Annotated in this window: 10 protein-coding genes and 1 tRNA gene; 8 read left to right on the top strand and 3 right to left on the bottom strand. The window is 58.2% G+C overall.

Going from position 1 to position 12,092, the window contains the following annotated elements; all coding sequences use genetic code 11:
- The first annotated feature begins 24 nt into the window (after positions 1–24).
- Entirely contained in the window at positions 25–2,880 is a 2,856-nt protein-coding gene (gene uvrA, locus C7443_RS16565) for an excinuclease ABC subunit UvrA (protein WP_110019729.1), read from the top strand.
- Positions 2,881–3,033: 153 nt separating this feature from the next.
- Complete coding sequence (locus tag C7443_RS19970) at positions 3,034–3,591, top strand: PEP-CTERM sorting domain-containing protein (RefSeq protein WP_146213326.1); 558 nt, start codon at positions 3,034–3,036, stop codon at positions 3,589–3,591.
- Positions 3,592–3,704: 113 nt separating this feature from the next.
- Here C7443_RS19970 and C7443_RS16555 read toward each other — a convergent pair.
- A tRNA-Thr gene (locus C7443_RS16555) sits at positions 3,705–3,780 on the bottom strand.
- Between the two features lie 58 nt (positions 3,781–3,838).
- Between C7443_RS16555 and C7443_RS16550 the strand changes: the two genes are divergently transcribed.
- From C7443_RS16550 to C7443_RS16535, 4 genes are read left to right on the top strand one after another with little or no spacing between them, the layout of a single operon-like run.
- Entirely contained in the window at positions 3,839–4,402 is a 564-nt protein-coding gene (locus C7443_RS16550; RefSeq protein ID WP_110019727.1) for a GspH/FimT family pseudopilin, read from the top strand.
- Positions 4,403–4,420: 18 nt separating this feature from the next.
- Positions 4,421–4,990 carry a type IV pilus modification protein PilV gene (pilV, locus tag C7443_RS16545; protein ID WP_110019726.1) on the top strand — a complete coding sequence of 190 codons (570 nt, stop codon included), beginning with the start codon at positions 4,421–4,423 and terminating at the stop codon, positions 4,988–4,990.
- On the top strand, positions 4,981–5,751 hold the full coding sequence (locus tag C7443_RS16540; RefSeq protein WP_110019725.1) for a PilW family protein: 771 nt from the start codon (positions 4,981–4,983) through the stop codon (positions 5,749–5,751). The genes pilV and C7443_RS16540 overlap by 10 nt, the downstream gene beginning before the upstream one ends.
- Before the next feature lie 16 nt (positions 5,752–5,767).
- Positions 5,768–6,436 (top strand): pilus assembly PilX family protein, encoded by a 669-nt coding sequence (locus tag C7443_RS16535; protein WP_110019724.1) that lies wholly within the window; start codon positions 5,768–5,770, stop codon positions 6,434–6,436.
- Positions 6,437–6,506: 70 nt separating this feature from the next.
- Here C7443_RS16535 and C7443_RS20175 read toward each other — a convergent pair whose 3' ends face one another.
- Positions 6,507–6,758, bottom strand: coding sequence for a hypothetical protein (locus C7443_RS20175; RefSeq protein ID WP_170123657.1), 252 nt, complete (start codon positions 6,756–6,758; stop codon positions 6,507–6,509).
- Here C7443_RS20175 and C7443_RS16530 point away from each other — a divergent pair.
- Positions 6,757–10,641 carry a pilus assembly protein gene (locus C7443_RS16530; protein ID WP_170123656.1) on the top strand — a complete coding sequence of 1,295 codons (3,885 nt, stop codon included), beginning with the start codon at positions 6,757–6,759 and terminating at the stop codon, positions 10,639–10,641. The genes C7443_RS20175 and C7443_RS16530 overlap by 2 nt on opposite strands.
- A gap of 11 nt (positions 10,642–10,652) precedes the next feature.
- Positions 10,653–11,099 (top strand): type IV pilin protein, encoded by a 447-nt coding sequence (locus C7443_RS16525; protein ID WP_281279421.1) that lies wholly within the window; start codon positions 10,653–10,655, stop codon positions 11,097–11,099.
- A 50-nt stretch (positions 11,100–11,149) separates the two neighbouring features.
- Here C7443_RS16525 and ispH read toward each other — a convergent pair whose 3' ends face one another.
- Complete coding sequence (ispH, locus tag C7443_RS16520; protein WP_110019722.1) at positions 11,150–12,085, bottom strand: 4-hydroxy-3-methylbut-2-enyl diphosphate reductase; 936 nt, start codon at positions 12,083–12,085, stop codon at positions 11,150–11,152.
- Between the last annotated feature and the right edge of the window lie 7 nt (positions 12,086–12,092).

Raw genomic sequence — 12,092 nt, 5'->3', positions numbered from 1 at the left:
ACTCTTAGGACCCTCTGAAGCCTCATGGACACTATTCGCATCCGCGGCGCCCGCACCCATAACCTGCGCAATATCGACCTCGATCTGCCACGCGACCGCCTGATCGTCATCACCGGTCCGTCAGGTTCCGGCAAATCGTCGCTGGCGTTCAACACGCTCTATGCCGAAGGCCAGCGCCGCTACGTCGAATCCCTGTCGGTCTACGCCCGCCAGTTTCTCGCCCGTCTCGACAAACCCGATGTCGACCACATCGAAGGACTGTCGCCGGCCATCGCCATCGAGCAGAAATCCACCTCGCACAACCCGCGCTCGACGGTCGGCACGATCACGGAAATCCACGATTACCTGCGCCTGCTGTTCGCCCGCGCCGGCGTGCCGCACTGCCCCGAGCACAGCATCGCGCTCGAAGCACAGACAGTCAGCCAGATGGTCGACAGCGTGCTCGCCCGCCCCGAGGGAGAACGCCTGCTGCTGCTCGCACCGGTGCTGCGGGCGCGCAAAGGCGAGCACCTCAAGCTGCTGGAAAATCTGCGTGCGCAGGGTTTTTTACGGGTGCGCATCGATGACACCCTGCATGAACTCGACGCCGTGCCGCCACTCGATCCACGTCGCGCGCACACCATCGAGGTGGTCATCGATCGCTTCAAGGTACGCGCAGACCTCTCCGCGCGGCTGGCCGAGTCTTTCGAAACGGCCCTGCGTCTGGCCGACGGCCTGGCCCTGGTGCGCAGTCTGGAGGCGCCCGAAACGACGCCGGCGACCTTTTCAGCGGTGCACGCCTGCCCGCTGTGCGGCTATTCGCCCGGCGCGCTGGAGCCGGCACTGTTCAGCTTCAACAGCCCGCACGGCGCCTGTCCGAGCTGCGATGGCCTTGGCGTGCAGGGTTACTTCGATCCGGCCCGCATCGTCACCGATCCGCGGCTGTCGCTGGCCGACGGGGCGATCCACGGCTGGGAGCGGCGCAATCCCTGGTGCTGGGCGCTGATCGAAGCCCTGGCCGCGCATTACCACTTCGACCCGCGGCAGCCGTGGGCCGAACTGCCGGCAGCCGCCCGCGAACGCGTGCTCTACGGCAGCGGCGACGAAGAAATCGACATTCACTACGCCAACGAGCACGGCACCCGCAGCCTGCGACGCCACACTTTCGAAGGCGTCATCCCGAATCTGGAACGGCGCTACCGCGAAACCGAATCCGCCGCCGTACGCGAGGAGCTCGGCCGGCTGCAGTCGACCCGACCCTGCCCGAGCTGCCATGGCAGCCGCCTGAATCGCGCCGCCCGCCATGTGTTCGTCGGCCCGCACACGCTCCCGGCCTGGCTCGAACTGCCGATCGACGAAGCACACCGCCGCTGCGATGAACTGATCCCGAGCGGCCGCCGCGGCGCGATCGCCGCGAAGATCGTCGAGGAAATCCGCCAGCGCCTGGGATTCCTCGTCGAAGTCGGACTCGATTACCTGACACTCGCCCGCCGCGCCGATACGCTCTCCGGCGGCGAGGCGCAGCGCATCCGCCTCGCCTCGCAGATCGGCGCCGGATTGGTCGGCGTGCTTTACGTGCTCGATGAACCGTCGATCGGCCTGCATCCGCGCGACAACGCCCGCCTGCTCGGCACGCTGCGGCGCCTGCGCGACCTCGGCAACACCGTCGTCGTCGTCGAACACGACGCCGAAGCGATGCTTGCGGCCGATTACCTCGTCGACGTCGGCCCGGCCGCCGGCGTACATGGCGGCCGCGTGGTCGCCACGGGCAGTCCGCGTGAACTGATGGCCAATCCGGCCTCCATCACCGGCGACTGGCTGGCCGGCCGCCGCACGATGCCCCGTGCCGCCCGGCGCACGCCGCCCGACCCCGAGCGGCAGATCCGCATCCGTGGCGCCAGCGGGCACAACCTGCGCGATCTCGACGTCGACATCCCGGTCGGCCTGCTCACCTGCGTCACCGGTGTTTCCGGCTCCGGCAAGTCGACGCTGATCAACGACACGCTACAGCGCGCCGCGGCTCGGGCACTGAATGGCGCAGGCGACGAACCGGCGCCCTATCGTTCACTCAGCGGACTGGAGCACTTCGACAAGATCATCGCCATCGACCAGAGCCCGATCGGACGCACGCCGCGCTCGAATCCGGCGACGTACACCGGGCTGTTCGGACCTCTGCGCGAGCTGTATGCCGGCGTGCCGGAAGCACGTGCGCGCGGCTACGGTCCGGGGCGCTTCAGTTTCAACGTCAAGGGCGGACGCTGCGAAGCCTGCCAGGGGGATGGCGTCATCCGCGTCGAAATGCATTTCCTGCCCGACGTCTATGTGCCCTGCGACATCTGCCACGGCGCACGCTACGAGCGCGAAACCCTGGAAATCCGCTACCGCGGCCGCAACATCCACGAATCGCTGGAAATGACGATCGAGGAAGCGGCCAAGGTGTTCGCGGCGATTCCCGCGATCGCACGCAAGCTGCAGACGCTGATCGATGTCGGCCTCGGCTACCTGCAACTGGGCCAGAGCGCCACAACGCTTTCAGGCGGCGAAGCGCAGCGCGTCAAGCTGGCCCGCGAACTTGCCCGGCGCGATACGGGACGCACGCTTTACATCCTCGATGAGCCCACCACCGGCCTGCATTTCAGCGATGTCGCTCAGCTGCTTAGCGTGCTCCAGCGACTGCGCGACCACGGCAACACCGTTGTCGTCATCGAGCACAACACCGATGTGATGCGTGCCGCCGACTGGATCATCGACCTGGGACCTGGCGGTGGGCTGAAAGGTGGGATGCTGGTTGCCTGCGGTACCCCCGAATACATAGCAACATTAGACAGTGCCACTGGAGTTTGTTTTCGTTACCACACCAGAAATCTCAACGCAGAATTGTCAAAAACTTTTACATCATAAAGCCCGCCCATCTTCAAGAAGACAAAAAATCAATATCTTTCAATATATTAAAGCACTGGGTTCGATTTTTGCTTGCAGCAATCGCCCTAAGGCTTAACTGTGTGTAAGTTGAGCAATTTTTCGATCATTTATATCGCTTTGAGGAATTCAATTGTGATCAAGAAATCACTGCTCAAGATTTTACTTAGTGCATGCCTAAGCATCGCTGCGACCTCGGCTTCGGCCGTTCCCCAAGTAACCATCGGCATTTATGACTCATTCGATGGCAGCTTGATCAACGGCGAAGTAACGTTTGACCTTATTGCGAACACAAACACACCTGTTGCTACCAACTGGTACGGCGGCGGCACTAGCTTTCCAAATTTCGATGTCTATGTCGAATCTGTTTCCGCTGACAGCTTTACATTACTCTTCAATAAATATATTGAATTTACATTCCCTTCAGACAGTGAAATCAGCGTCCTCGACGCTAATGGAGAGCTTGCTGATTTTACAGGCGCATCAGCCTCCATAACCAGCACCATCAGCTGGGATGCCAATAGAGTATTATTTACCACATCTGAAAAATCATCTTCAGCAGATGGATTTACTCTTACTGTCAATATGACCAGCACTCCTCCCAGCGACATTCCAGAACCAGCAATGCTAGCACTGCTCGGTATCGGGTTAGTTGGATTTGCAGTAAAACGCAATACCCTCTCTACCTTATAAAAAACAGAAATTTGGTGGCATGTGATTAAAAACCATGCCGCCTTTTTATTTTTCAGGTTCGTTAAGCATAAAAACAAAAAACCCACCGCAAACGGTGGGTTTTATCTAAAAAATGGTGCCGAAGCGCGGAATCGAACCGCGGACCTACTGATTACGAATCAGTTGCTCTACCGGCTGAGCTACTTCGGCGAAAGTGGTCTATACTATACAGTATAGCGTGATCTGCTGACAAGCCAGGGAGTCAGGAATGTCGCCACACGCCAAGTACCACACAGGTATGACATTGATCGAATTGATGGTTACGCTAGCCATCGCGATCATACTCATCGTGGTAGGAATCCCGAGTTTTCGCTTCACCATCCAGCAGCGCCAGATCGATGCATTGGTTTCTGACCTCTTGAGCGATCTGACACTCGCGCGTATGGAAGCGCTGCGCCGTGGCACCAAAGTGCGCGTCTGCGCTCAAATTGACGCTCTGACAGCGGGTGCACTCCCTTCCTGCAACGATCCGGCGACTCCCGTCAGCTACCGTACCGGCTGGCAGGTTGTTTACGCGGCTGCCGCAACAAGCGACCAAATGCTCAGCCACCATGAAGTGCAGGCAACTACAGGGATTACCTCAACCAGCACGTTTGCCTCCACCAACGGCATCACTTTCAATTCAGTCGGCCTCCTTTCCGGTCGGACAGGAACAATTGCCTTTTGCATGCCCGACTCTGCTGGCGGAGTATTGCAGCGCACGGTCGTCGTCAATTTACAAGGGCGCGTACGGAGCACAACATTCGCGCATGCAGACAGCTGTGGCGGCTGATGGAATGAGGTACGCATAATGAAACCCACCGGTTCTCACATACCTCAATTCCATCTGCGAACAGCAAGTGGAATTACGTTGATTGAAGTACTCGTCACTGTCGCTGTCATCGGCATAGGTTTGCTCGGCTTGGCTGGCCTGCAGGCTCGCGCGCTGCGCGATGCAAGCACAGCAATGATTCGCTCGCAGGCGACGGCGTTAGGCCATGAACTAGCCGACCGCATCAGGGCCAATCCCAATGGAGGGGATAATTATGAGCTCGCAAGCACGGACGCATTTTGTGCAGCACGCGATGCCACCGACGCTACTACATGCACCTCAGCCGTCTGCACCTCCGCGCAGCAGGCTGCCGCAGATCTGCACAAATGGGCTCAATCCGTCGATGCGCGGGTGCTGCATGGTGTTGCCACAGTCCGCCACCCTGCCGACGACACGTCTACTGCTGATGTCGACGAAAGCAAAGTATGGACGATCATGCTGTTCTGGGATGAAGAGCGTGATCCTGAGCGGCCGTACCGCCGAGAGGACTGCAGCATCCCCGGCGACGCCACGCCGGCGTGGCAGGTGAGCTTCCGTCCATGGCCATGACGACAAAACGCCGAGCGCCAGGCAACCGGACCCACAGCAACAAAGGCATGACGCTGATCGAGCTAATGGTCAGCATTACGCTCGGACTACTACTGATTGCAGGCGCTCTACAGCTATTTCTCAGCAGCCGGCAAACTTATCGAGTACGGGAAACGGTAGCGCGTATCCAGGAGAACGGCCGCGTTGCACTCGAACTGCTAGCCCGCCATGCGCGCATGGCAGGTTACGAACCACGTGCCGACATCGTTCTCCTTCCTTGCTCAAACGCTGTCGACACCAGTTCAGGCAACTGCGCAGTACTCGGCACCGAAGGCAGCAGTGCCAACGATACACTCAGCCTGCGCTACATCAGCGATGGCACGATGACCGGTTGCGCTGGCACACGTTTCGAAACGATGAACGACGTCGTGCGTTCGGCTTTTCGGGTTGCTGTCGACGAAGATACCGGCATATCCAATCTGCAATGCGCTGACTATCCAGGCAGCGAACTTAGCACGCCTGGTACAGCAGGTCCGCTCGTTGATTACGTGAGCAAACTGGACATCCTCTATGGCTGGCAGCCAGAAACGAATTCGATCCAGTACGTCAATGCCTCTCAGCTGGACACAGACACAAAATGGAAACAGGTAACCAGCATTCAGATCACTATTCAGGTAGATAGCCCAGACTCCCGCAGCTTTCCTTGCTCGGACGAGAGCGGAACGGTCGTGCCGCAATGCACATTCACAACCACTGTGGCGTTGCGCAACCGACTCAGGTAGGAGGCCAATAGTGAAAATGGCGAAGCGTATTCATTCGAGCGCCATCCCTTTCAATCGTGATCGAGAAAGAGGTGCAACGCTCGTCGTAGCGCTCATCGTGCTGCTGCTGATGAGTGTTATCGGCCTCAGTGCCTACCGCGGCTCCTGGCTCAACGAGCGCATGGTCAGCAACCAGAGTGATCTCGAACGCGCATTCGAGGGTTCGGAAGCTGCGCTGCGTGACTCCGAGTGGGTGCTCACAAACAAGTCAGCCACCCTGCTGACGTACACGACCGGCTGCGCCACCGGCTGCGGCCCGAACAGCCATGTCAAAACAGCGCTACTCAGCTCGATGGCAAGTACAGACACCCCAGCAAGCTGCGTTTCGGCCAGTGATCTCACGGCAGAGGATCTCGATAGCTCAGCAACAGCTGCAACCGCAGCCATATGTCCCGCTACCAGTCCTTTGACCACAACGGCACCGACAACACCAGATGGTGCAACGGTGGAAGATTCCAGCACCTACCTGCGTCAATCCCCCCGCTACATCATCGAGAACGCAGGAACGATCGTCGAACCCTGCACTGCCCCCTGCAACCCGAGCGAACCAAGCTCGGAAAAGAAAGTGCGCCGAGTCACGGCCGCATCATCGGGCGGCTCAGGTGGCGCCATCGTGCTGCTTGAAAGCACATATTTGCTTCAGTGATTGATACCGGCAGACCTATAGGGTCGCGGGGAGGCACCATGCAAGGAATTCGCAAATCCCCAGGAAACACTTACTGCGGGCTGGCTTTAGCGCTAATGATGAGCGTGGCGAACACGTCACCCGCATCGTCAGCCGAGAACAGCCTGGCCCAAGTACCGTTATCTATGGTCAGTGGCGTCGATCCGAACTTAATTTTGCTGTTCGATAACTCCAACAGCATGAACAGCGACGAAATTGGCTCCGCTGCTTTAGTCGAAAGCTGGCCATGCATCAACTCGTGGCAGTCAGCATCATGCTCGACGGCATCCGGCAGCACTTTCATGGCCTATTTCAACCCGGAGCAACCCAACGCGTTTGGCTGCGAGTTGGAAACCGATATTTTGATGCGCAGTGCAGATTACAATGCACTGTATTATGACCCGCGGCAACGTTATGAACCGTGGTCAGGTTATGAGAATGCCGACCCTAGCAATACTCAGGTCAGGCTGGCCGAACCGCGGAATGACGGCACCAGCTGGGACGTAGGCAGCATCTCCATCCCGCGCACTAATCTTTACCTTGCCAATAGCAGCGTTCGTCGATGGCAGGGGATTTCATCTGATACCTCAGCACACTCACTCTCAAGCTGCAGAGCTTTGTTTCAACAAACATTAACAGACTTGGGCATGGTGATAAATCGCAGCTACACATATGCATTTCAACCAATTACATTTTATTTCCCAGAACATCCCGGGCTCAGCGGCAGCGCTCGCTATTCACGCGTCATCATTGGAAAAAATGATGATGGTGCGCTCTTTGTTAAAATTCTGCGTAATACGGGCACAGCCGAATCAGCCGCTGAAGAAACTTTAAGCTCTCCGGATGAGCTTCTCAGAATCTACAGTGCGGCAAATATCACTCGTCCCGCAACGATTGGTGGAACCCCTGTAGCTATTACATCAATTGCTGACGAAGTTCAGAACTTCGCCAACTGGTACCAGTATTACCGCACCCGCATCGGCACAATGAAAGGCGCTGTGCACAGAGTCATCAATCAATTACCGGGCAATATACGAGTAGGTGTGACATTCACGGATTTATACGACAGCGCCGCATCAGGCTCGTGCACACTAACGAACTACCTCGATTCAACGTCATGCAGCAGTTCTTCCGCACCCACCAAAGGTGGTAGCGCACTCCCTGTTCGCCCGCTCAGCAACTCAAGCGCAAAAGAAACGCTGTTACAAGCAATTCTCAGCCGCCCAGTAAATGGAGGGACATCAACTCGACTTGCATTTAACGATGTTGGGGCTTACTTTGCCCACCGTTATAATGCCAGCAATCCCGACAACCCTTGGCAAAATACTCTTGGCACCCCTGATGGCACTACGCCAGCCAGCTGCCGACGCAATTACGTATTGATCACGACGGACGGCTATTACAGAGACACAACAAGCGATATATCCAGCACTGTCCGTAGCGAAGCACCAGGCGATGCCGACAGCAGATCTGGTGACCCGATTTACGGCCCAAGTTCGCTTAGCACCCCCACGGAAGGTGCTTGCGAAGGCAGCGGAAGCTCAACTGTATGCTATCAATATGAGCCAATTACTCCGTATAAAGACCCTGGCCCGGATACACGCAACAACACACTCGCTGACTTCGCAATGAAGTACTGGGGCACGGATCTCCAGCCTAGCGGCTCAACCGACTGCTCCGATGAATTCTGCAACAACCTGCGCGCCACCAGCACGGACCCTGCCTTCTGGCAACACCTGAATACTTACGCGGTGGGCTTCGGTGTCGGTGGCTTGCTAACCCCAAATACGGCTACCCGTGAAGCCATCATCAACGGCACAGCCTGCACCACGACAGACGGGGACACGCTTAGCCCGTGCACGTGGCCAGACCCGCTCGGCCCGCACGCAGATGTACGTGCGAAAGCTGATGATCTATGGCATGCCACAATCAATGGCCGCGGCCAATACCTGCTGGCATCTTCCGCCGAAGCTTTGCGTACAGGCTTGAATCAGATGATGAAGGAAATTGTCGCCCTGGGTGCAGGGTCAGGCGGCAGTCGCACCTTCAGCTCTTTTAGCTTCGATAGTGACACTCTCGTATTCTCGACCAGCTTTGACAGCACACGCTGGAGTGGCACGCTAACCGCTTATGAACTGGATAGTGATGGCTTGCTCAGCAGCGAGGCCTGGGAAGCCTCTACCACGATGCCACTACCCAGTAGCCGGAAAATCTACACGCTGCTCAGCACCGACACTCCAGCGAATTTTTCGAACAGCGGGCTCGGGACCACGGAAAAAACCATACTCAGCAATGCAGTATTTGCCCGTCGGGATAGTGAAAGCAGCACGTTCATATCGAGCAGCTACCTGCAGGCATTGATCAGTGACGACGGTACCGTCAACACCGCAACGCTGATCGACTATTTGCGGGGCGATGCATCACACGAAACCACAGATGTCAGCGCAACAGGCTTGCGTGCCCGCGTACATGCGGAAGTCAGTGGAACAGCACGCGCCCCCCTGGGAGATATCGCAAACAGCGCGCCGGTTTACGTCAAGACCTCAAGCTTTGGCTACGCCAGCCTCCCCGGATATCTCGACTACCGAGAACAAACGTTATCGCGCACCCCAATGCTCTACGTTGGCAGCAACGATGGCTTCCTACACGGTTTCAATGCAATGACAGGTAACGAGGTCTTTGCTTACGCTCCGCGCGCGTTGCTCGGTGAAATGGATCGTCTTGCCGACAGCAGCTTCAACGGTTCGCATCACTTCTTCGTCGATGGCCCTCTGTACATAGGCGACGCAGACCTAGGCTCAACAGACTCCCCAAGCTGGCACACACTGTTACTCGGCTCTGCCGGGGCTGGAACACGCGCCGTGTTCGCCTTGGACGTCAGCGGCATTACTGACGAGCACTTCACGTCAGCCAGCAATGTCGTAATGTGGGAATTCAGCAGCAGCAACAGCACTGATCTCGGTTACGTCTACGGCAAACCACAGCTGATCCGGCTTGATGACGGCCGTTGGGCGGCAGTCGTCGCCAACGGCTACAACAGCAGCGGTCAAAAGCCCGTGCTGTTTTTGCTGAACGCAGGAGATGGTTCCATCATCGCCACCTTCGACGTCACCGACGCCGACTCCCTCATCGACCCTGCAGCGAGTGACGACTGGCCAAATGGTTTGTCTGCTCCACTTCCTGTCGATATGAACGGGGACGCGACAACCGATTACGTCTATGCCGGTGATCTGCGAGGCAACTTATGGCGCTTTGACTTGCGTGATGCGGCGAGCTTGTCAGAGACAGCCAGCGCCTCTCGCATTGCTCACATTTTTACGGCGAATGCAACTTCATGCCCGAGCCATCGTTACGGAGGTCGTTGCCCGATCACCGCCCAGCCCGCTGTCGGCCCTGCCCCCAACGGCTTGCCTGGCGCCATGGTGTATTTCGGTACAGGCCAGTATTTTGAAACTGCCGACACATCGACACTGCTCGACCCCGACGATCCCGACTCCTCCGTCAAAGGTGATCCCCAGAAGAGCGACCCGCAGGCCTTCTATGCCATTTGGGACAGTGGCATCGTTGCCAGCGGCACCGCTACTGCAGCGACTTTCGACAGCAGCCGCTTGGAAGCACGTGAATTCGTAACGAGCGTGGTCAGCAGCGGCAGTATTTATTCGTACCTGCGTACAATTTCCAGCGACACGCGCAGTGAAATTACGTGGCCAAGCTCGATACCGGCAGATGGTCTTCCTTCTGACCAAAAACTTGGCTGGTACGTCACATTACCGGACACCGGTGAGCGCGTCGTCACGTCGGCTTCTTATCTGCAGAGCTCGAACATGGTCCTCTTCGCGACACTGATTCCCAGTGCAGCAACGGACCCCTGCGCCGATCAAAACACAGGCTGGCTCATCGCGCTGGATGCCCTCCAGGGGTTGCCGCCGGATGATTATGCACTCGACATCAATGGTGACGGCCTATTCAACGATAGCGACAGCATCACGCTGGAAGGCATCAGCGGTGGAGCAATCGGCGTAAAAGTCACTGGTAATCCAACGACCAGCGGACTGACCTCTGACGACAGTCTCGTCTTGGCTGGCGAGTCGGCGCTGTGTTCAGGTGGTAGCGCCACATGCCAGCCACCAACCTTCCGTAATCCTGGCGAAAGCCTGCGCCGCGCCTCCTGGCGTCAGCTTGAGTGAGGAACACGACCGTGAACTACCATCCATCGCATTCGCAGCAGGGCTTTACACTGATTGAACTGATGATCGTAGTGGCAATCGTCGGCGTCCTCGCCGCGATTGCCTACCCGGCGTATACCGACAGCGTACGCAAGAGTCGGCGTGCAGATGCCAAAGCCGGTTTGCTTGAAGATGCCGGCTTTATGGAACGCTATTACTCGACTAATTTCCGCTACACAGCCGCGGCAGGTGGCAGCACCGGCCCGACCCTTCCGGTACCACAGGTGCCCCGTGAGACAGGCGCGGCAGTGACCTACAACCTGAGCCTTCAGGCCGTCAGCGACAGCTCGTATACCCTGCAGGCCGTGCCGACCGGAGCCCAGACGGGCGACCGCTGCGGCACGCTGACACTGACGCATCTTGGGGTACGCGGTGTCAGCGGCGCATCTTCGGGTGTGACAACCACCGATTGCTGGTAAACGTTATGCACAGCGCGCTGCGTCCCTGAAGGACGCAGCGCAGCCCAATCTCAACTGCGCAATTCACGCGGCAGGGCAAACACCACGTTTTCGACGATGCCTCCGCGTTCGGGCATGACCTCCGCGCCCAGCTCCCCCAGGCGGGTCAGCACTTCCTGCACAAGCACCTCGGGTGCCGAGGCCCCGGCGGTCACGCCGATACGTCGCCTGCCTGCCAGCCAGGCATGATCAATATCTGCAGCCGTATCAATGAGATAAGCTGGCACGTCGAGCTTCTGTGCGATTTCACGCAGGCGATTCGAATTTGAGCTGTTCGGGGAACCCACCACCAGAACGAGATCACACCCGGTTGCGAGCTGCTTGACCGCATCCTGCCGATTCTGCGTCGCATAGCAGATGTCGTCCTTTCGCGGCCCGGCGATCAGCGGAAAGCGCTCGCGCAGCGCATCGATCACGCCGACGGTATCGTCGACAGACAAGGTCGTCTGCGTGACGAAAGCCAGCCGCGTTGGATCGGCCACTTGCAATCGGGCGACGTCCGCTGCGGTCTCGACCAGATGGATCGATCCGCCGCAGCTGGCATCGTAATGCCCCATGGTGCCTTCGACTTCGGGATGCCCCGCATGGCCGATCAGGATCACCGCCGTCCCCTGTTTGGCGTAGCGCACTACTTCCATATGCACTTTGGTAACCAGGGGGCAGGTTGCATCGAACACCTTGAGACCACGGCGCGCGGCCTCATCGTGAATCGCCCGTGAAACACCGTGCGCGGAAAAGATCAGGGTCGCACCATCCGGCACTTCGGCCAGATCCTCAATGAAAACCGCGCCCTCGGCCCGCAGCTTGTCGCAGATATAGCGATTGTGGACGATCTCATGGCGCACATAGATCGGAGCACCGAACAGGTCGAGCGCCCGTTCGACGATCTCGATGGCACGGTCGACGCCGGCACAAAAGCCACGGGGGTTGGCGAGCTGGATCTGCATGTGAGTC

It is taken from the genome of Plasticicumulans acidivorans, from assembly GCF_003182095.1.
GTDB classification, from domain to species: domain Bacteria; phylum Pseudomonadota; class Gammaproteobacteria; order Competibacterales; family Competibacteraceae; genus Plasticicumulans; species Plasticicumulans acidivorans.
Note: the sequence above shows the minus strand (reverse complement) of the source record. Positions and strands in the feature narration are given on the sequence as shown.